Genomic DNA, 19,808 nt, shown 5'->3' with positions numbered 1-19,808 from the left:
TGAGCGGCCAGAAGCGCTGGAAAGCTTTTTCCAACTTGCAAGTTCCCACTTCACGCGGGGTTCTTGACGCCAGAATGAAACCGGATCGCATGGTGCGTTCCGGCGCTAGTCGTTGTGGCGCCCCGAAAGGTTATACCTTGACTAATTTTGAATCGCTTGGTGTCTCCAAGCCGATCGTCGCCACCTTGTTCCAGCTCGGTATCGAAACGCCGACGCCGATCCAGGAACAGTCCATTCCTCTCCTCATATCAGGCCGCGATCTGATCGGCCTTGCCCAGACCGGCACCGGCAAGACCGCCGCCTTCGGCCTGCCGCTCATCGAAAAGCTGCTCGCCGACGAGCGCCGCCCCGACAACCGCACGACGCGGACGCTGATCCTGGCGCCGACTCGCGAGCTGGTGAACCAGATCGCCGAGAACCTCAAGAAGTTCATCCGCAAGTCGCCGCTGCGCATCAACGTCGTCGTCGGCGGTGTGTCGATCAATAAGCAGCAGCTGCAGCTCGAAAAGGGCACCGACATCCTGGTCGCCACGCCCGGCCGCCTGCTCGACCTCGTCAACCGCCGCGCCATCACGCTGACGACGGTGCGTTATCTCGTGCTCGACGAAGCCGATCAGATGCTCGACCTCGGCTTCGTGCACGACCTGCGCAAGATCGCCAAGCTCGTTCCGAAGAAGCGCCAGACCATGCTGTTTTCGGCCACCATGCCGAAGGCGATCGCCGATCTCGCCGGCGAATATCTGGTCGATCCCGTCAAGGTCGAAGTCACACCTCCCGGCAAGGCTGCCGACAAGGTCGAGCAGTATGTTCATTTCGTCGGGGGCAAGAACGACAAGACCGAGCTGCTCCGCAAGTCGCTGACCGAAAACCCGGATGGCCGCGCCATCGTCTTCCTGCGCACCAAGCATGGTGCGGAGAAGCTGATGAAGCACCTCGATAATATCGGCTATTCCGTCGCCTCGATCCACGGCAACAAGAGCCAGGGTCAGCGCGAGCGGGCGCTGAAGGCCTTCCGCGACGGCAGCATCAAGACGCTGATCGCCACCGACGTCGCCGCCCGCGGCATCGACATCCCGGCCGTCAGCCACGTCTACAACTACGACCTGCCCGAGGTGCCGGACGCCTATGTCCATCGCATCGGCCGCACGGCGCGCGCCGGCCGCGACGGCATCGCCATCGCCTTCTGCGCTCCCGACGAAGCCAAGCTGCTGCGCGATATCGAGCGCCTGATGGGCATCGACATCACGGTCGCAAGCGGCGAACCGCCGGCACATATCAGCGCCGGCGGCCCGCGCCGCGGCAACGGCAATGGCAACAACCGCAATCGCGGCGGCGGCCAAGGCCGTGGCGATGCCAACCGTTCGGAACATCGCGGCAGCCGCCAGGAACGCCGCCCGCGCCGCGACGGCGAAGGTAGCGAAATCCGCGCCGGCGGCGAGGAACGCCGTGAGCGCCGTCCGCGTCCCGAGCGCCCAAGCCGCAACGAGGACTTCCGCGGTCAGCGCCGCGGCGAAGCGGCCCCGGATTTCGGCCCCGACAACGATCTGGCATCGACCTCCGATTTCCGCCCGGCAAAGCCGCAGCGCCCTGCGCATAACGGCCCCAATGGCCATCATGCCAATGGCGAACCGAGCGGCCATCACCGCGGCAACGGCCGCCACGCTCACGGCCGCCCGGCCCGCAAGCACGGCGAAGACCGCGGACCGCATCAGGCTCAGGGCGGCGAACAGCGCCGCGACGGCAACGGCGGCAACCGCCGCGGCGGCTCGGGCTCGCGCAATGGCGGCGGCCAGCGCCGCGAACGCGCCTGAGCGCCGATTGATTTAAAGGAGAAAAGGCCGAATCTTCGGTCTTGAATATTGGGAGGCCGGAACATCTGGTGGGATGTCCGGCCTTTTTCTCATTGTGGTGATTGCAATACCGCAACGGCAGTGAATCAATGCGCTGTAAAGCCGCCGTCGACGGGCAGCGCGACGCCGATGATGAAGCACGCCGCCGGGCTGCATAGCCAGAGCACAGCAGCGGCGACCTCTTCGGCACGTCCGAGCCGGCCGATCGGCTGCTGTTTCATGATTTCATCCATCGCATCGGACTGCCCGTCCAGCATCTCCTGCACCATCGGTGTATCGATAACGCCAGGGCAGACTGCGTTGATGCGGATGCCGCGTGGCGCGTATTCGACGCCGGCACTTCGGGTCATTCCGATCACCGCATGCTTGGTCCCGTGATAGGCGGCGCGTCCGGGCAGGCCGACCAGGCCGCCGAGCGAAGAGCAGTTGACGATCGCGCCGGAGCCTTGCCCGCGCATGACGCGCAGTTCGTGCTTCATGCATGCCCACACCCCCCGTTGATTGACCGCAGTGACCCGCTCGAAGCTGTCAAGCGGCTCGTCGGCAGCGTCCGACGGCGGCACTTGGATGCCGGCGTTATTGAAGGCCATATCGAGGCGGCCGTATTCGTCGACCGCGCGGTCGACCGTCGCTGCGACCTGCGTCTCATCGGCGACATCGCAAGCCATGCCGATCGCGATGCCGCCCTCAATCACGATTCGCCGCGCTTCGCGATCGGCGAGGTCGCCGTCGAGATCGGCCAGCACCACCGATGCGCCATTCTCGGCAAAGGCGCGTGCAGCGGCGAGCCCCATGCCCTTGGCCGCACCCGTCACGAGCGCCACCTGACCTTTGAAGTCGTAGACCGGATTCATCGTTTCAGCCCTCCCTATTGGCGTCGGCGACCTGCCGCTTCTTGCCGAACACCGGAAAGGCATTGGCTTCGCCATAATCGGTGCTGTTCTCGGTGCCCTTCAGCGTCTTCATATCCCCGTCGGAAATCACGAAATCGACCGCAGCATTGTCGCGCATGTGTGCGGCGGTGACCGTTTTCGGCAGGGGAAGCAGACCAAGCTGCAGGCAGTAGCGGATGCAGAGCTGCGCAATACTGACGCCATATTTCCCAGCCAGCGCACCCAGGTCGGAATTGTTGAGCATCGCGCCGTGGGCCACCGGCGAGTACGCTTCGACCAGCATGCCCTTGGACTGCGAATATTCGATCAGATCGAACGGCGTGTTGCCGGCATGGGCGAGGACCTGGTTGACCATCGGCGCGACGGCACCGTGGTCGAGCAGATTGTCCAAATCCGCCTGCTCGAAATTGGAGACTCCAATCGCGCGGAGCTTGCCCTCACGATAAGCCTCTTCGAGCGCGCGCCATGCCTCGAGATTGCCTTCGAAGAAATGCTCGCCCTCCCGGAATTCCGCCCACGGCTGCGGGCTGTGGATCAGCATCAGATCGATGTGCTCCAGTCCGAGCTCCCGAAGCGACCCGTCGATACGCTCCTTGGCATTGCTGTAGCGCTTGCACTCAGCGGCGAGTTTCGTGGTTACGAAGATTTGGTCGCGAGAAGCGCCGCTTTTGCGCAGACCCTCACCAACACCGTGCTCGTTCCCATAAGCTTGAGCGGTATCGATATGGCGGTAGCCGAGCTCGATAGCGTCGCGCACGACGCGCACGGTTTCGGCATCAGGAATTCGCCAGGTGCCGAGACCCAGCTTCGGGATTGCCACGCCGTTGGCAAGCGTAAACGTCTCTTCCAGTATCATAGTGCTCACCTTTTCATCTCGGGATTTGGGACCAGGCTCCTTCACGAGCGTATCCGATCGGTCGCCTGTGGAGCGAACGAGACGCAGTAGATTTAGCGTGTCGGTTCGATCAGGATTAGCGCCCGCGCATGCAATGAACTGATGAAAGTTGCTCAACAATGTGATAGTCAGGGCCATGCAGCTGAACCGGACCGATCTAGCGGACTTTCTCTATTTCCTGGCAATCGCCAGACATCGTAGCTTTCGGCGCGCCGCGCTGGAAATGCGTGTCACGACTTCCGCCTTGAGCCACGCCATCACTGCGCTCGAAGCACGACGCGGCGTCCGATTGTTGAACAGGACCACGCGTAGCGTCACCCTGACGGCGGCCGGCGAACAACTCAAAGCCTCGATCGAAGGACCGCTGGCGGTCGTGAGCGAAGCAGCGGAAAACCTGAACAGATTCCGCGATTCGCCGGCCGGCCGGGTGAGAATTAATGTCCTCGAAGACGCGGTGCCGTTGGTGCTCGACCCGGTGATGCCGGCTTTCGTCGAACGTTATCCTGAGGTCGAGGTTGACATCAGCGTCAGCAACCGCCTGGTCGATGTGATAGATGGCGGCTTCGATGCTGGCATCCGTTACGGCGGCACGGTGCCTGAGGACATGATCGCCCAGCGTCTTTCGCCAGACATTCGCTGGCTGGCAGCCGCGTCACCCCACTATCTCGAACGCTATGGAACGCCCCTTACGCCGTATGATCTGCTGGATCACCGTTGTGTTCGAATCCGATTGGGAAACGATCAGATCTACCAATGGGAGTTCGAGCAGGGCGAAAACACGGTTGCGATCGCTACACTCGGACCTCTGACCGTCGATGCAAGTCATGCCTCGATAGGCTTGGGGCTGAGTGGGGTCGGCATCATTTATGGCGCGGAACCGGTCCTTCGCCCGCACATCGAGACGGGCGCGCTGACGGTCGTGCTCAGCGATTGGGCTTCGATGGGCAGCGGGTTTCACGCATACTATTCCAGCCGCCGACAGGTCCCAACCGCGTTGCGCCTGCTCATCGACCTTATTCGAGAGATACGGCCGCTGGCTGGTTGAACAGACCGCTATAGTACCCGGACTGGGTCACGAAGCCAGCCGCTTGAATGCCGGACGCTTGCGACCTAAATTGGCTCCATGCTTGACCATTCGTCCCGGCCGTTATCGCCGTCCACTATCCCAATGGATGCCCTGAGTGAAGTCCTGCAGGACTTTCGCTTGAGCGGAGTCAACTATGGCCGCTGCGAGCTCAGGCATCCATGGAGCATAGCCTTTCCGCAACAACAGCTGCTTCGTTTTCACTTCGTCAGCCAGGCTCCGTGCCGGATCCATACCGAAACCCACGGATGGCAGGAGTTGAACGATGGCGATCTGGTGCTGCTGCCGCAAGGCATCGCACATCGATTGGCCAGTGCGCCGGACGTTGAGGGCGACTCGCTTAAAAGCTGTCAGATTACAAGATTGGGCAGCAACGTCTGCGACGTCTTGCGAGAAGGAACGGGCGCCACCAGCACCCTTTTCTGCGGCTCCATGACTTTGGGCGCTCATGCGCTTAACCCCTTGATCGCCCTGATGCCGCCAATCATCAAGGGTTGCGATGTAGCCGGTAATGACCCGATCGTAGGCCCCCTGCTTGCCGCTATGTCAGCGGAGGCGACACAGCCCCAGATGGGAAGCGCGACGGTCTTATCGCGTATGGCGGACTTGCTCGCTGCGCGGCTTATCCGCTGCTGGGTCAACTGCAGCGGAGGCTCGACCACCGGCTGGCTCGCCGCCATCCGCGATCCCCATATCGGTCGTGTGTTGGCGGCCATGCACCGGGATCCGGGCCATAACTGGACTCTCGAAAGCCTCGCTGGTGTGGCAGGCCAGTCGCGCTCGATCTTCGCCGAGCGCTTCAGCGCTATCTTGGGAGAAGGCGCGGCACATTATCTCGCCCGTCTGCGTATGCAGCTTGCCCGCGATTTGTTGGCCCAAGGCGGCATGTCGGTTGCCGAGGTTGCTTCCCGGCTGGGCTACGAGTCCGAGGCGTCGTTCGCGCGGGCCTTCAAGCGCGTCACCAATGTCTCCCCGGGAATTGTGCGTCGCACAAGTTTCGGACGAATGGACATAGATTTCGGATTTTAAGACACATATCATCCTGAAAACTTCGTCTATGAAATCTCCGAACATAGGAGATTCTTCAATGACGGACACGACATCACAGTTCGACGAAGCCGCAATTGGCGTAGAGACGGCTGAACCATCCGCGTGGAGCGGGGCGACCTGGTTTGCCGTTGTTTCGATGGCGGCCACCAGCTTTGCACTGGTGTCTGCTGAGTTCCTGCCGGCGGGACTGTTGACGCCAATGGCGCGCGATCTCAGCATTTCCGAGGGAACGGCCGGACAGGTCGTCACCGCCACCGCTTCCGTCGGCGCCGTGGCGGCCCTGCTGAGCAATGTTCTCATCGGCAGGCTGAACCGCAAGGCGGTGCTGGTCGGTCTCAGTGCGTTGGCGGTCGGCTCCAATATTCTTGCATCGTTAGCGACCGATTTTTGGCTGTTGCTGTTGGGCCGGGCCGGCTTGGGCATCGCGCTCAGCGGCTTTTGGGCGCTTTCAGTGGCCGTCGTGGCGAGGCTGGTCGGCGCCAATGCGACAGGTCGGGGCATGGCTATCGTCACCCTCGGCGTTTCGCTCGCCACGATCGCTGCCCCATCAATGGGTGCTTTGATCAGCGATTGGCTGGGATGGCGCAGCGCCATGGCGATGACAGCCGGGCTTGCCGCGCTTGCCATGCTGCTGCAGTTGCTCAGTCTGCCGACGCTCCCTGCAAGCACAAGCAACAGTCTCGCGGATGTTTTCCGGCTGACACGACGGGGCGGCATTCAACTGGGAATGCTCGCGATCCTTTTGCTGATGACCGGGCATTTTGCCGGGTCGGTTTATGTGCGTCCCTTCCTCGAAAAAGTGACGCTCCTTGAAACCAGATCGATCGCCTTGGCATTGCTCGGATTTGGCATCGCCTCCGTGATCGGCAATGTCGCCGGTGGCCGGATGGCCGACGCAAGCATCCGCATAGCATTGGCCGTCACCGCGGCATTGATGGCGTTTGCCGCATTCGCTCTGGTGCTTTGGGGCGCTCACACCGGCGTCGCCTTCGCGCTCGTCACGCTTTGGGGCTTTGCCTTCGGCATGGCGCCGGTCGTGCTGCCGACCAATCTTTCCCGCGCAGCCTCCGACGCTCTGGAAGCGGCAGGTAGCCTGATGGTCGTCTCTTTTCAGGTGGCCATCAGTATCGGCGCGGTTTTTGGCGGCTATATCGTCGACCACTACGGCGCTGTGGGTCCATTGACGCTTACCGCTCTCCTGGCTGCGTCGACGGTTGCCTTGGCGCTGCTGCAGCCCCGCAACTGATTTTGCTTCCTGCTTGATGGGCCGAGTAGCGCCCCACGGCGCTCTGTATATGAGGTCGTCGGCAATCGCCGGCGACCTCGGTCAGTTGAGGTTCAGGCCATCCGGTTGTTCGACCTTGGCGCAGCCATCAGGCTATACGCTCGCCTGCGCCTGCTGAACGACCCTGCGGTTTGTCATATATACGCCCGTCACGACGATCACCGTGCCCAGAATCAACGGCAGCGTCAGCCGCTCCCCGAACGCGATGAAGGCTTCGAGCGCGACGGCCGGCGGCATCAGGTAGATCAGCGAGGCGGCGCGCGAGACCTGACCGCGGCGGATAAGGTAAAGCAGCAGCCCGACACCGCCCATCGACAGGCCGAAGACCGACCAGAGCAGCGCGCCATAGGCCTGCGCGGTGCCGTCGAAATGCTGGTGTTCGAAAATCAGCGACAGCGGCAGGGTGAGGATGAGAGCGCCGACATATTGCAGCGTCGCGATGGTCCTGAGATCGCCGGATTGCAGGTGTCTCTTCTGGTAAAGCGTGCCGTAGGTGACGGAGCCCATGGCGATGAGGTTGATCGCCAGCGGCAGAGCGGCATTGCTGAGATCGGCCGTCGCCGGATCGAAAAGCTTTGGCGAAATGGCGATGGCGATGCCGATGAAGCCGAGCCCGAGGCCGAGCTTCTGTGTTTGTTGCAACCGCTCGCCGACGAGAAAGGGCGCCGCCATCGCCGTCAGCAGCGGCTGCAGCGCCGCGATGATGCCCGATATGCCGGCCGGCACGCCATTGGCAATCGCCCACCAGAGGCCGGCGAGATAGAAGCCGTGCAGGAAAAAGCCGGAATAGATGGCGCGCAGCACCGTCGCCCGGCTCTTCGGCCATTGCGCCCGCGCCACCAGGCAAAGCGCCAGGAAGGCGAGCGCCGACAGCGCATAGCGTATCGACAGAAAGGTGAAGGGCTCGGAATGCAGCGCCGCATATTTCGCCACCACCCAGCCCGTGGACCAGAGCAGGACGAAGAGAGCGGGGGCCAGGCGATCGAGGGACATGAGGCTGCTCGGCAAGAGGAGGTTTCGCCCCGCTGATATCCGCAGCCGGCGGTCACAGTCAAAGGCGAAGCGTTGATGCTTATTTGAAATTTGGCTGATGGTTGGAACAACCGACCGTCAGGAAGACGATAGTTTCAAACATAACGAACGAGCCTGTTGGAAGCTCGACAACATGCTACCGTAGCGAGGAATCGCCGGCGCACCGCCATACTCTACCTCATTCCTGTGCTCGTCACAGGAATCCAGTGCGCCCAAGTCCTTGGGCGCGGGAGACTCCATTTCTCGGTAAAGTCATTCACCGCGCCGACGCGCGGTGGCTGGATTCCTGTGACGAGCACAGGAATGAGGGTGGAGAGGTCGAGAACCGACTCCCGCCCGCCGACCGAAAAACCATCACCTGCCCAGATTTTGCGCAATCGCTGCAGAACAACCCTCCACCGCCCCGCGCCGCGCCGCGCCAAACGCCCCGATCTCACCCCTTTCCCGCACCGCAAAATCTTTTCCTTGAACTGCGCATGGTTCTTGCATTGCAATTTGCGTTGTATTCAAATGAACAAAAAAGGGGAGCCGCACCTTTGGCATTTGATGAAATGATTACCGGGGACGAGAGCCCCCGCCCGCCTTATGAAAAATATTTCGAGTGGTACAACAGCCAAGACCGGTCGCATCTGATTGCCAAGTCCCGCGACGCGGAAAACATCTTCCGGAAGACCGGCATCACCTTCGCCGTTTACGGCCATGCCGACAGCTCCGAAAAGCTCATCCCCTTCGATATCATCCCCCGCATCATCTCCGCCCGCGAATGGCGCAAACTCGCCCAGGGTATCGAACAGCGGGTAATCGCGCTCAACGCCTTTCTGGATGATATCTATCACAAGCAGGAGATCATCCGCGCCGGCCGCATCCCGCGCGAACTGATCGAAAACAATGTCGCCTTCCTGTCCGAGATGATCGGCTTCCGCCCGCCTGGCGGCGTCTACACCCATATCGTCGGCACCGACATCGTACGAACAGGCGAAGACCAGTTTTACGTGCTGGAGGATAATGCCCGCACCCCTTCCGGTGTCAGCTACATGCTGGAAAACCGGGAAACCATGATGCAGATGTTCCCGGAACTCTTCCATGCGAACAAGGTGCAGCGCGTCGAGGATTATCCCTACCTCTTGCGCCAAAGCCTCGCCTCGCTCGCCCCTCCCGGCTGCGCGGGTAAGCCGCGCGTCGCTGTCCTGACACCGGGCATCTACAATTCGGCCTATTACGAGCACTCCTTCCTCGCCGACATGATGGGCGTCGAACTGGTCGAGGGCTCGGATCTGCGCGTCATCGACGGCAAGGTGAAGATGCGCACGACCCGTGGTTACGAGGCGATCGACGTGCTCTACCGCCGCGTCGACGACGACTTCCTCGATCCGCTGACATTCCGGGCCGATTCCGCACTCGGCATTCCCGGCATCATGGATGTCTACCGCTCCGGCAACATCACCATCGCCAATGCGCCGGGCACCGGCATATCGGACGATAAGGCGATCTATTCTTACATGCCGGAGATCGTCGAATTCTATACCGGCCGCAAGGCGCTGCTTGAAAACGTCCCGACCTGGCGCTGTTCGGAAGCATCGAGCCTGAAATACGTGCTGGAGCACCTCGAAGAGCTCGTCGTCAAGGAAGTGCACGGCTCCGGCGGCTACGGCATGCTGGTTGGACCAACGGCTTCGAAGAAGGAGCGCGCCGATTTCGCCGAAAAGCTGAAGGCCAAGCCGAACAACTACATCGCCCAGCCGACGCTGTCGCTCTCCACCGTCCCGATCCTCGTCAACAAGGGGATCGCGCCGCGCCATGTGGACCTTCGCCCCTATGTGCTCGTCTCCGACAAGGTGCAGATCATTCCGGGCGGGCTGACCCGCGTGGCGCTGAAGCAGGGTTCGCTTGTGGTCAATTCCAGCCAGGGCGGCGGCACCAAAGACACCTGGGTACTGGAGGACTGATGCTCGGAAGAACCGCAAACGGCCTCTACTGGATGTTCCGTTACATCGAGCGCGCCGAAAATATCGCCCGTCTGGTCGATGCCGGGCTGCGCATGTCGCTGACCCGCAGCAGCGCCGGTGACGACAACTGGGACGGGGTGCTGCAAAGTGCCGGCGTGCGCGAGGCCTATGACGAAGGCCACGCCAAGCTGACCAATGCCGACGCGATCGATTATCTCCTGCGCGATCGTTCCAATCCGTCGAGCGTCATGTCCTGCATCGACTTCGGCCGCAATAATGCCCGCATGGTGCGCACCGCTCTGACACGCGAAACCTGGGAAGCGACCAACGAATGCTGGATCGACCTGAAGGCGCTGCTCGAAAAGCGCGTCAAGGCAGCCGAAATGCCGGAGGTGATCGACGCCATCAAGCGTCGCGCCGGCCTCATCCGCGGCGCCTTTCATGGCTCGACGCTGCGCAACGAGCTCTACAATTTCGCCCGCATCGGCACCTTCATCGAGCGGGCCGACAATACCAGCCGCATCCTCGACGTGAAATATTACGTGCTGCTGCCTTCGGTCTCGGCGGTCGGCTCGTCTCTCGACAACGTGCAGTGGGAATCGATCCTGCGCTCGGTCTCCGCGCACCGTGCCTATAGCTGGGCCTATGACGGTGAATACCGGGCAATGAACATTGCCGATTTCCTCACCCTCAATGTCCAGATGCCGCGCTCGCTGGCCTATTGCTACGAAAAGATCGTCAGCAATCTCGGCTATCTCGCTCAGGATTATGAGGCGCGGCTGCCCGCTCACGATACGGCCGATGCGATCCGCACCACGCTGCAGACCAGAGCGATCCGCGACATCATGGATCAGGGCCTGCATGAATTCCTCGAGGATTTCGTCTCGCGCAACAACCAGCTCGGCGCCGAGATTTCCGACGGCTACCGATTCTACGTTTAAGCGGATCAGAACATGAGACTGAAAATCAGCCACCTCACCGAATACCGCTACGACGAACCGGCGCAGTTCTCGCTGCAGCGCCTCAGGCTGACGCCGCCGACATCAGCCGCCCAGAAGGTGCTCGCCTGGTCGCTGAACGTCGAGGGCGCTACGCCCGAGGTGGAATATGACGACCAGTATGGCAACCACGTCAACTTGGTCTCGCTGGAAGGCGCGCAGCACGTGACGCGGATCTTGGCCGAAGGCGAGATCGAGACGGCGGACAATAACGGCGTCACCGGCCCGCATACCGGTTTCTGCCCGCTCTGGCTCTTCCTGCGCGAGACGCCGCTGACTAAAAGCGGCAAGCTGATCAAGGAACTGGTCAAAAGCGTCAGCGGCGATAACGAACTCGCCCGCCTGCATGCGCTGATGGCTGCCATCCACGAAACCGTCGACTACCGGCCCGGCACCAGCGACACCGCGACGACGGCCGAACAGGCGCTGGAGAAGAAAAGCGGCGTCTGCCAGGACCATGCGCACATCTTCGTTGCCGCCGCCCGCGCCCTGCAGGTGCCGGCGCGTTATGTCTCTGGCTATCTGATGATGGAAGAAAAGGTCGAACAGGCGGCGACCCATGCCTGGGCCGAAGCCCATATTCCCGGCCTCGGCTGGGTCGGCTTCGACCCGGCCAACGAAATCTGCCCGGATGAACGATATGTCCGCATCGCCTCCGGCCTCTGCTACCGCGATGCTGCCCCGATCTCAGGCATGCGCATCGGCACGCCGGGTGAGACGCTGTCGGTGACCGTGAAGGTTGAGGACGGCGGGCAGATGCAAAGCCAGAGCCAGAGCTGAGCGAGAGCGGGAGGTCGCATCTATCCAGCCGCAACGACCTGGAGGTGACCGCGCGCTCCATAACTGAGGATTGCCTGATCCGCCGTCAGTAACGGTGCGCGATGAAAACGGGCTGTGGCGGCGATGATGCGGTCCACGGGGTCGGCATGAAACTCGCCGGGCAACCGAACGCTGTCTATCGCGATGGAAGGCTCAATCGGTGCAAGCTGAAGCCCGGGCAGCGAGAGAGCGCTATCGATCCATCGCCCGACATCGTCGCCGAGCGCCAGGCGCCCCTTCTGCACGAGCATGGCGATTTCCCAAGGTGTGATCGCCGAAATCAGGATACGGCTTTTCTCCGTCATCTCGTCGATGATGCGCCGGGCCTGTGAACCGAGGCGCGCATCGTCCTGCATCGCCCAGACGAGGATATGCGTGTCGATGACGATCAACGGAGGGCGTCCCAATCCTCCGGCTCAACGGCCGGAGACAGAGGATCGTCATAGCGCAATACGCTGCCCTTCATCGCGCCGATGATGCTCCTGCGTTCACCTGTGTTTCGCGCCGGGGAAAGCACGGCAACCGGCTTACCGCGCTTGGTGATGACGATGGATTCATCGTCACTGCGCATCTGATCGATAAGATTCAGGCATTTCGCCTTGAATTCCGCAGCACCGACCACCTTTGACATGACCATCTCTCCTGTACACTTGTTCAGAATATAGCGTCATCTTCTCATTAAACAAGTACAACAAAAAACGGGGCTCTCGCCCCGCCTTTCAACTATTCCAATCTCGAATGCTTCCGCTCAGTGGCTGTCCTTGCCGACCGCATTTCCGCGACATCCCTTGAGGAAGTCGAGGTCGGCACCGGTATCGGCTCCTTCGACATGCTGCTGATGCAGGAAGGCGTAGCCCGAGGTCGGCAAATCGTGGTTCGGCTGCCATTCGGCGATACGGCGCGCCAATTCCTCGTCTGAGATGTCGAGATGCAGGCGGCGGTTCGGCACGTCGAGCTCGATCATGTCGCCGTTCTTGACGACAGCCAGCGGTCCGCCGACGGCGGCTTCCGGCGAGGTGTGCAGCACGACGGTGCCGTAGGCCGTTCCGGACATGCGGGCGTCTGATATCCGCACCATGTCGAGGATGCCCTTCTTCAGCACCTTGGGCGGCAGGCCCATGTTGCCGACTTCGGCCATGCCCGGATATCCCTTCGGCCCGCAGTTCTTCATGACCATGATGCAGGTCTCGTCGATGTCGAGATTGTCGTCGTTGATCTTCGCCTTGTAGTCGTCGATGTCCTCGAACACCACAGCCCGACCCTTATGCACCAGCAGATGCGGCGAGGCGGCCGACGGCTTCAACACCGCGCCCTTCGGCGCCAGATTGCCGCGCAGCACGACGATGCCGCCCGAAGAGGTCAGCGCCTTTTCAGCAGGCAGGATGACGTCCTCGTTCCAGTTGACGACGTCCTTGACCTCGTCCCAGACGGTTTCGCCGGAGACCGTCAGCGCATCCTTGTGCAGCAGGCCCGCCTCGCCGAGGCGTTTCAGCACCACCGGCAGGCCGCCGGCATAGAAGAACTCTTCCATCAGGTACTTGCCCGATGGCATCAGGTTGACGATTGTGGGAACGTCGCGGCCGCAGCGGTCCCAGTCGTCAAGCGACAGATCGATGCCGACGCGGCCGGCGATGGCGAGCAGATGGATAACGGCGTTGGTCGATCCGCCGATCGCCGCATTGGTGCGGATGGCGTTCTCGAAAGCCTGCTTGGTCATGATCTCCGAGGGCTTCAGGTCGTCCTTGACCATCTGCACGATACGGCGGCCGGTGAGCTGCGCCATGACCTTGCGGCGGGAATCGACGCCCGGGATCGCGGCATTGCCGGACAGCGCCATACCAAGCGCCTCGGCCATGGAAGCCATGGTGGAGGCGGTGCCCATCGTATTGCAGGTGCCCGACGAACGGCTCATCGAGGCTTCCGCCTCGAGGAACTCGGCCTGCGTCATCTCGCCGGCCTTCACCATTTCGGAGAATTTCCACAGATGCGTGCCGGAGCCGACACGCTCGCCGCGGAAATAGCCGTTCAGCATCGGCCCGCCGGTGACGACGATCGACGGCAGGTCGCAGGAGGCGGCGCCCATCAGCAGCGACGGCGTGGTCTTGTCGCAGCCGACGAGAAGGACGCAGCCATCCATCGGCTGGCCGCGGATCGCTTCCTCCACCGCGAGAGCGGCAAGGTTGCGGTACATCATCGCGGTTGGGCGGAAGGTGTTTTCCGATGCCGAGAACACCGGCACTTCGAGCGGGAAGCCGCCGGCCTCCCACACACCCGCCTTCACCTTCTCGGCGAGCTCTCTCAGATGGCCGTTGCAGGGGGTCATATCCGACCAGGTGTTGAGGATGCCGATGACCGGCCGTCCGTCGAACAGGTCGTGCGGATAACCCTGGTTTTTAAGCCAGCCGCGATGATAAATCACGTCGCGGCTCGTGCCGCCGTACCATTCCTGCGACCTCAGCCTGCGCGGCCATTCCGCTTTCTTCTTCATAATCTCCGTCCTTCAGGTGATTGCCGGGCCGCCTCGTACGGCCCGGGTCATCGGATATGTCTCAAGCCAGCGTGTAGGCCGTCTTGACCACAGTAAAGAATTCGCTCGCATACTTGCCCTGCTCACGCGGGCCATAGGACGACCCTTTGCGGCCGCCGAACGGAACGTGGAAATCGACGCCTGCCGTCGGCAGGTTGACCATGACCATGCCGGCTTCCGAATTGCGCTTGAAATGCGTCGCATGTTTCAGGCTGGTCGTGGCGATGCCGGCCGAAAGGCCGAACGGCGTGTCGTTGGCGAGGGCAAGCGCCTCGTCGTAATCCTTCGCCCGGATCACCGAGACCACGGGTCCGAAGATCTCCTCGCGCGAAATGCGCATCTGGTTGGTCGCTTCGGTAAACAGCGTCGGCTGCAGATAGAAACCGGGCGTTTCGCGCGAGATGACCTCACCGCCGAAGGCGAGCTTGGCGCCTTCCTTTTTGCCGATCTCGATATAGTCGGTATCGGTCTTCAGCTGCCGTTCGTCGACGACGGGACCTATATGGGTTCCGGCTTTCAGCGCATTGTCGACAACGAGCGTCTTCAGCTTGTCGGTGAGCGCCGCGACGAACTTGTCGTGGATGCCTTCGGTGACGATCAGGCGCGACGACGCCGTGCAGCGCTGACCGGTGGAGAAGAAGCCGGAGTTGGCGGCAGCTTCAACGGCGACGGAAAGATCGGCATCGTCAAGCACGACCATCGGGTTCTTGCCGCCCATCTCCAACTGGAACTTGCGGTTATGCTCGATCGAGGCGGCGGCCACGCGCCGGCCGGTGCCGGTGGAACCAGTAAAAGTAATGCCGTGAACGTCGGGGCTTTCGAGCATGGCCTGGCCGACAACCGAGCCCTTGCCCATGACGAGATTCAGCACGCCCTTCGGCAGCCCTGCCCGGTTGAGGATATCGACGATCGCCCAGGAGCAGGCCGGCACCAGCTCGGCCGGCTTGAAGACGATGGTGTTGCCGTAGCAGAGCGCCGGCGCGATCTTCCAGGCGGGGATGGCGATCGGGAAGTTCCACGGCGTGATGATGCCGATGACGCCGAGCGCCTCCCGGGTGATCTCGACGCCGATATTCGGGCGAACCGACGGGATGACCTCGCCGGCGAGCCGCAGGGCTTCGCCTGCAAAGAATTCGAAGATCTGCGAGGCTCGGATGACTTCGCCGGTCGCCTCAGGCAGCGTCTTGCCCTCTTCGCGGGCGAGCAGCGCGCCGAGCTCGTCCTTGCGCGCCATGATCTCGTCGCCGGTCTTCTTCAGGATGACGTGGCGCTCCCAGATGCCCGAGCGCGACCACGCCGGAAAGGCGGCCTTGGCGGCGGCGATGGCATTTCTCGTGTCTTCGGCGCTACCGTCGGCATAGAGGCCGACGACCTCGTTCGTATCCGACGGGTTGATGTTCTTCGTCGCGTTCGTGCCGACCCATTCGCCGGCGATCAGGTTTTGATAAATGGTCATGGGCTGAACAAGCCTCCTTTACCGTTTACATCACGGCCGGCCACGGACGCAGCCAGGCCTCGAAAATCAGAGCTGCTTGACAGCAATCTCTTCTTCGGCCGCCACCTTCAGCGGATTGCGCAGCGGCAAGCCGAATTCGGCGACTTCGATCTCGAACAGATCGCCTTCTTCCGTCTTGATGCCGTCGGCAAAGGACAGCGTCGCCGTGCCGAACATATGGACATGGACATCGCCCGGAACACGGAAGAGGCCATATTTGAAATGGTGATATTCGAGGTTCGCAAAGGTGTGCGACATGTTTGCCTCCCCCGACAGGAACGGCTTTTCGAAGATCACCTCGTCGCCGCGCTTGATACGAGAGGTGCCGCGGATATCGTCGGGTGCGGCGCCGATGCGGATTTCCGGACCATAGGCGGCCGGGCGCAGTTTCGAGTGGGCCAGATAGAGGTAGTTCATCCGTTCGGTGACGTGGTCCGAAAACTCGTTCGACAGGGCAAAGCCGATGCGGAACGGCGAGCCGTCCTTGGCGATGACGTAAATGCCGGCCATTTCAGGCTCTTCGCCGCCGTCGAGCGCGAAGGAGGGCGAGACGAGCGGCGCCCCGGGGGCAGCCGTGCCATAGCCGTTGCCCTTGTAGAACCATTCGGGCTGCACGCCCTTTTCGCCAGCCTTCGGCTTGCCGTTCTCCAGGCCCATCTTGAACATCTTCATCGAGTCGGTCAGCGTTTCCTCGGCCGCCTCGCTGGTCTTCTTGTGCATGCTATCACGGGTGGCGGCGGAGCCGAGATGGGTGAGGCCGGTGCCGGTCAGATGCAGGTGCGCGGCATCGGGATGGGTGATCGGCGGCAGGAAGCGGCCTTCCGCATAGGCCTTTTCAAGATCGACGGCATCGCCGTAACCATGGGCCTCGATAACAGCGGCAAGCGACTTGCCGGCATCGGCGGCTTCCATCGCCAGCGCATAGACGCTGCCGGCATTGTTGACCGACCTGGCCGCGCCGCCCTGCTCGCGCACGGCGACGACGATCTCTCCGTTGGCACCCTTGATCTGGGAAATAAGCACGACTTCAATCCTTCTCGTTTCGGCGAGTCTCAGAAAAAGCTCCGCCTGTCCGGCTCCCACGGGAGCCGGAATCCATCATTCATATGACTGCGAATGCCGGGGCTGGCGCTGACGCGCTCAGCCCTTGTTCTTGTTGTAGACGTCGAAGAACACAGCGGCGAGAAGCACCGCACCCTTGACCATCTGCTGCGAGTCGGTGCCGAGACCGTGGATCGACATGCCGTTGTTCATGATACCCATGATAAGCGCGCCGATCACCGCACCCGTCACCTTGCCGACGCCGCCCTGAGCCGATGCGCCGCCGATGAAGCAGGCGGCGATGACGTCGAGCTCGAGACCGAAACCGCCCTTGGCCGTCGCCGAATTCAGTCGCAGCGCGACGATGAGGCCGGCGAGACCGGCAAGCAGACCCATATTGGCAAAGGTCAGGAAGGTCAGCCGCTCGGTGTTGATACCGGAAAGCTTGGTCGCCTTCTCGTTGCCGCCCATGGCGTAGATCCGCCGGCCGATCGTCGTGCGACGGGTAATGAAGGCATAGGCAGCGACGAGGACGAGCATGACGACAAGCACGTTCGGGAAGCCGCGATAGATCGACAGCTGATAGCCGAGCCCCAGGATGGCGAGCGAGACAATGATGTTCTGGGCAAGGAAGAAGCCCATCGGCTCGACGTCATTGCCATGCTTCTCGTTCGACAGGCGCTTGCGCCACGCCAGATAGAAGAGGGTTACGGCGCCGACGACGGTCAGGATGATCGAGGTCGAGTTGATGCCGCCCATATCGAAGAGGTTCGGCAGGAAGCCGATGCTGATCAGCTGGAACTCCGGCGGGAAAGGACCGATGCTGGTGCCGGTGCCCGATGCCGTCATCACGAACAGCGTCAGGCCGCGGAAGACCAGCATGCCGGCGAGCGTGACGATGAAGGACGGAATTTTGTGATAGGCGACGAAATAGCCCTGAACGCCGCCAACGACCGCGCCGAGAGCAAGACACACGACACCCGCCAGGACATAGTTGGCGTGCCACTGCACCGTCATCACACCGGCGATGGCGCCGATGAAGCCGACGACCGAGCCGACGGAAAGATCGATATGGCCGGCGACGATGACCAGCAGCATGCCGAGCGCCATGATGACGATGAAGGAGTTCTGCAGAATGATGTTGGTCAGGTTGAGCGGCCTGAAGAGAACGCCACCGGTCGAGAACTGGAAGAACACCATGATCGCGATGAGTGCGATGAACATGCCGTATTCGCGGATGTTGCCGCGAACATAGTCTCCGATGGAGACGACACGCCCCTGCTCAGCGATGGGTTGGTTGATCGGCGTCATTGTTTCTTCTCCCCTGAGCGCATGATAGCGCGCATGATGGTTTCCTGGCTTGCTTCTCCCTTCGGCAGTTCCGCGACGATGCGTCCTTCGTTCATCACGTAGATGCGGTCACACGTACCAAGCAGTTCGGGCATTTCCGACGAGATCATCAGAACGCCCTTTCCGTCGGCGGCAAGCTGGTTGATGATAGTATAGATTTCGTATTTTGCGCCAACATCGATGCCGCGCGTCGGCTCGTCGAGGATCAAAATATCGGGATTGGAAAACAGCCATTTGGACAGCACCACCTTCTGCTGGTTGCCGCCGGATAGATTGACCGCTTCCTGGAAGATGCTGGAGGAACGGATGCGCAGCTTCGACCGATAGTCGGTCGCAACGCGCGATTCCTTGACGCTGTCGATGACGGAGGCATTCGACACCGCCTTCAGATTGACCAGTGTCGTATTGTGCAGGATCGTGTCGTTGAGCACCAGGCCGAGCTGCTTGCGGTCTTCGGTGACATAAGCGAGACCGGCGTCGATTGCCTTGCGCACAGTGCTGACGTCGACCGGCTTGCCGTGCATCAGCGCTTCGCCCGAGATCTTGTGGCCATAGGCCTTGCCGAACAGGCTCATGGCGAATTCGGTTCGCCCTGCCCCCATCAGACCGGCGATACCGACGACTTCGCCCTTGCGGACGGTGACGTTGATATTGTGCAGGACCTGGCGGTCGCGATGCTGCTGATGATAGGCGTTCCAGTTCTTCACTTCGAGAATGGTTTCGCCGATCGGCACCGAACGCGGGGGATAGCGGTCTTCAAGATCGCGGCCGACCATGTTGCGGATGATGATATCTTCGCTGATCTCGTCGGCGTGACAGTCGAGCGTCTTGACGGTCATGCCGTCGCGCAGGACGGTGATCTGGTCGGCGACCTTGCGGATCTCGTTCAGCTTATGGGAAATGATGATGGAGGTGATGCCCTGCTTGCGGAACTCCATCAGCAGCGTGAGCAGCGCATCGGAATCGCGTTCGTTGAGCGACGCCGTGGGCTCATCGAGGATGAGCAGCTTGACGCTCTTCGACAATGCCTTGGCGATCTCGACGAGCTGCTGCTTGCCGACGCCGATGTCGGTCACCAGCGTGTTCGGAGATTCGGACAAGCCGACTTTCTTGAGCAGCTGCTTCGTGCGGTTGAAGGTCTCGTCCCAGCTGATGACGCCGCTCTTGGCATTCTCGTTGCCGAGGAAGATGTTTTCGCCGATCGACAGCAACGGCACGAGCGCCAGTTCCTGGTGAATGATGACGATGCCGATTTCCTCGGAGTCCTTCAGGACCTTGAAGTTGCGTGTCTCGCCTTCATAGACGATGTCGCCTTCATAACTTCCGGTGGGATAGACGCCCGATAGGACCTTCATCAGGGTCGATTTGCCGGCCCCGTTTTCGCCGACCAATGCGTGAATTTCACCCTTGCGAACCTTGAGGTTCACGTTCTCCAGCGCCTTGACGCCCGGGAACGTCTTGGTGATGCTCCGCATTTCGAGGATGGTGTTGTCCATAGTCAAAAGTTCCAGCGCCTTGAGCCGACAAGCGGCCTGGCGATCAT

Annotated in this window: 17 protein-coding genes; 7 read left to right on the top strand and 10 right to left on the bottom strand. The window is 61.6% G+C overall.

Translation table 11 applies throughout. The features are described from left to right. The first annotated feature begins 89 nt into the window (after positions 1-89). Positions 90-1,811, top strand: a complete 1,722-nt coding sequence (locus tag GGD53_RS04495; protein ID WP_184454322.1) for a DEAD/DEAH box helicase — start codon at positions 90-92, stop codon at positions 1,809-1,811. A 125-nt stretch (positions 1,812-1,936) separates the two neighbouring features. Here GGD53_RS04495 and GGD53_RS04490 read toward each other — a convergent pair whose 3' ends face one another. Together GGD53_RS04490 and GGD53_RS04485 are read right to left on the bottom strand one after the other, a co-directional pair. Continuing rightward, a complete protein-coding gene (locus tag GGD53_RS04490) occupies positions 1,937-2,704 on the bottom strand; it encodes a glucose 1-dehydrogenase (RefSeq protein WP_184453957.1) in 768 nt (255 codons plus the stop codon). Between the two features lie 4 nt (positions 2,705-2,708). Beyond that, positions 2,709-3,776 (bottom strand): aldo/keto reductase, encoded by a 1,068-nt coding sequence (locus GGD53_RS04485; RefSeq protein ID WP_246717698.1) that lies wholly within the window; start codon positions 3,774-3,776, stop codon positions 2,709-2,711. Between GGD53_RS04485 and GGD53_RS04480 the strand changes: the two genes are divergently transcribed. From GGD53_RS04480 to GGD53_RS04470, 3 genes are all read left to right on the top strand, one after another. Further along, a complete protein-coding gene (locus GGD53_RS04480; RefSeq protein ID WP_184453955.1) occupies positions 3,775-4,683 on the top strand; it encodes a LysR substrate-binding domain-containing protein in 909 nt (302 codons plus the stop codon). The two genes, GGD53_RS04485 and GGD53_RS04480, sit on opposite strands and share 2 nt — an antisense overlap. 78 nt (positions 4,684-4,761) lie before the next feature. Then, a complete protein-coding gene (locus GGD53_RS04475) occupies positions 4,762-5,751 on the top strand; it encodes an AraC family transcriptional regulator (RefSeq protein ID WP_184453953.1) in 990 nt (329 codons plus the stop codon). Between the two features lie 58 nt (positions 5,752-5,809). Next, the gene (locus tag GGD53_RS04470; RefSeq protein WP_184453951.1) at positions 5,810-7,018 is read left to right on the top strand and encodes an MFS transporter; all 1,209 of its coding nucleotides are present in this window, start codon (positions 5,810-5,812) and stop codon (positions 7,016-7,018) included. A gap of 132 nt (positions 7,019-7,150) precedes the next feature. Here GGD53_RS04470 and GGD53_RS04465 read toward each other — a convergent pair whose 3' ends face one another. Next, the gene (locus GGD53_RS04465; protein ID WP_184453949.1) at positions 7,151-8,050 is read right to left on the bottom strand and encodes a DMT family transporter; all 900 of its coding nucleotides are present in this window, start codon (positions 8,048-8,050) and stop codon (positions 7,151-7,153) included. A gap of 575 nt (positions 8,051-8,625) precedes the next feature. Between GGD53_RS04465 and GGD53_RS04460 the strand changes: the two genes are divergently transcribed. Genes GGD53_RS04460 through GGD53_RS04450 form a run of 3 tightly spaced genes read left to right on the top strand, consistent with a single transcriptional unit; the run spans position 8,626 to position 11,813 of the window. Then, entirely contained in the window at positions 8,626-10,035 is a 1,410-nt protein-coding gene (locus GGD53_RS04460; RefSeq protein WP_184453947.1) for a circularly permuted type 2 ATP-grasp protein, read from the top strand. Continuing rightward, entirely contained in the window at positions 10,035-10,976 is a 942-nt protein-coding gene (locus tag GGD53_RS04455) for an alpha-E domain-containing protein (RefSeq protein ID WP_184453946.1), read from the top strand. The genes GGD53_RS04460 and GGD53_RS04455 overlap by 1 nt, the downstream gene beginning before the upstream one ends. A gap of 12 nt (positions 10,977-10,988) precedes the next feature. Continuing rightward, complete coding sequence (locus GGD53_RS04450) at positions 10,989-11,813, top strand: transglutaminase family protein (RefSeq protein WP_184453944.1); 825 nt, start codon at positions 10,989-10,991, stop codon at positions 11,811-11,813. Positions 11,814-11,833: 20 nt separating this feature from the next. Here the strand turns inward: GGD53_RS04450 and GGD53_RS04445 are convergent, their stop codons facing one another. The 7 genes from GGD53_RS04445 to mmsA all read right to left on the bottom strand — a co-directional run bounded on the left by GGD53_RS04445 (position 11,834) and on the right by mmsA (position 19,761). Continuing rightward, positions 11,834-12,244: a type II toxin-antitoxin system VapC family toxin gene (locus tag GGD53_RS04445; protein WP_184453942.1), complete on the bottom strand. Its 411-nt coding sequence runs from the start codon at positions 12,242-12,244 to the stop codon at positions 11,834-11,836. Next, positions 12,241-12,483 carry a type II toxin-antitoxin system Phd/YefM family antitoxin gene (locus GGD53_RS04440; RefSeq protein WP_184453940.1) on the bottom strand — a complete coding sequence of 81 codons (243 nt, stop codon included), beginning with the start codon at positions 12,481-12,483 and terminating at the stop codon, positions 12,241-12,243. Before GGD53_RS04440 ends, GGD53_RS04445 begins: the two co-directional genes overlap by 4 nt. A gap of 117 nt (positions 12,484-12,600) precedes the next feature. Further along, positions 12,601-14,340, bottom strand: coding sequence for an L-arabinonate dehydratase (gene araD, locus GGD53_RS04435; protein ID WP_184453938.1), 1,740 nt, complete (start codon positions 14,338-14,340; stop codon positions 12,601-12,603). A gap of 61 nt (positions 14,341-14,401) precedes the next feature. Continuing rightward, a complete protein-coding gene (locus tag GGD53_RS04430) occupies positions 14,402-15,835 on the bottom strand; it encodes an aldehyde dehydrogenase family protein (protein ID WP_088393085.1) in 1,434 nt (477 codons plus the stop codon). 66 nt (positions 15,836-15,901) lie between these two features. Continuing rightward, complete coding sequence (araD1, locus tag GGD53_RS04425) at positions 15,902-16,897, bottom strand: AraD1 family protein (RefSeq protein WP_184453936.1); 996 nt, start codon at positions 16,895-16,897, stop codon at positions 15,902-15,904. Between the two features lie 117 nt (positions 16,898-17,014). Further along, the gene (gene mmsB, locus GGD53_RS04420; RefSeq protein WP_184453935.1) at positions 17,015-18,226 is read right to left on the bottom strand and encodes a multiple monosaccharide ABC transporter permease; all 1,212 of its coding nucleotides are present in this window, start codon (positions 18,224-18,226) and stop codon (positions 17,015-17,017) included. Beyond that, a complete protein-coding gene (mmsA, locus tag GGD53_RS04415; protein WP_184453933.1) occupies positions 18,223-19,761 on the bottom strand; it encodes a multiple monosaccharide ABC transporter ATP-binding protein in 1,539 nt (512 codons plus the stop codon). The genes mmsB and mmsA overlap by 4 nt, the downstream gene beginning before the upstream one ends. Positions 19,762-19,808: the final 47 nt, after the last annotated feature.

Origin of the sequence: Rhizobium aethiopicum (genome assembly GCF_014197535.1) — a bacterium.
Classification (GTDB): Bacteria; Pseudomonadota; Alphaproteobacteria; order Rhizobiales; family Rhizobiaceae; genus Rhizobium; species Rhizobium aethiopicum_A.
This window is presented reverse-complemented; position numbering and strand designations above follow the sequence as displayed.

What these genes read in the sequence shown, in the direction of transcription:
- GGD53_RS04495 (WP_184454322.1), top strand. Translation starts at nt 90, where the DNA reads ATGGTGCGTTCCGGCGCTAGTCGTTGTGGCGCCCCGAAAGGTTATACC.
- GGD53_RS04490 (WP_184453957.1), bottom strand. Translation starts at nt 2,704, where the DNA reads ATGAATCCGGTCTACGACTTCAAAGGTCAGGTGGCGCTCGTGACGGGT.
- GGD53_RS04480 (WP_184453955.1), top strand. Translation starts at nt 3,775, where the DNA reads ATGCAGCTGAACCGGACCGATCTAGCGGACTTTCTCTATTTCCTGGCA.
- GGD53_RS04485 (WP_246717698.1), bottom strand. Translation starts at nt 3,776, where the DNA reads ATGGCCCTGACTATCACATTGTTGAGCAACTTTCATCAGTTCATTGCA.
- GGD53_RS04475 (WP_184453953.1), top strand. Translation starts at nt 4,762, where the DNA reads ATGCTTGACCATTCGTCCCGGCCGTTATCGCCGTCCACTATCCCAATG.
- GGD53_RS04470 (WP_184453951.1), top strand. Translation starts at nt 5,810, where the DNA reads ATGACGGACACGACATCACAGTTCGACGAAGCCGCAATTGGCGTAGAG.
- GGD53_RS04465 (WP_184453949.1), bottom strand. Translation starts at nt 8,050, where the DNA reads ATGTCCCTCGATCGCCTGGCCCCCGCTCTCTTCGTCCTGCTCTGGTCC.
- GGD53_RS04455 (WP_184453946.1), top strand. Translation starts at nt 10,035, where the DNA reads ATGCTCGGAAGAACCGCAAACGGCCTCTACTGGATGTTCCGTTACATC.
- GGD53_RS04450 (WP_184453944.1), top strand. Translation starts at nt 10,989, where the DNA reads ATGAGACTGAAAATCAGCCACCTCACCGAATACCGCTACGACGAACCG.
- GGD53_RS04440 (WP_184453940.1), bottom strand. Translation starts at nt 12,483, where the DNA reads ATGTCAAAGGTGGTCGGTGCTGCGGAATTCAAGGCGAAATGCCTGAAT.
- araD (WP_184453938.1), bottom strand. Translation starts at nt 14,340, where the DNA reads ATGAAGAAGAAAGCGGAATGGCCGCGCAGGCTGAGGTCGCAGGAATGG.
- GGD53_RS04430 (WP_088393085.1), bottom strand. Translation starts at nt 15,835, where the DNA reads ATGACCATTTATCAAAACCTGATCGCCGGCGAATGGGTCGGCACGAAC.
- mmsB (WP_184453935.1), bottom strand. Translation starts at nt 18,226, where the DNA reads ATGACGCCGATCAACCAACCCATCGCTGAGCAGGGGCGTGTCGTCTCC.
- mmsA (WP_184453933.1), bottom strand. Translation starts at nt 19,761, where the DNA reads ATGGACAACACCATCCTCGAAATGCGGAGCATCACCAAGACGTTCCCG.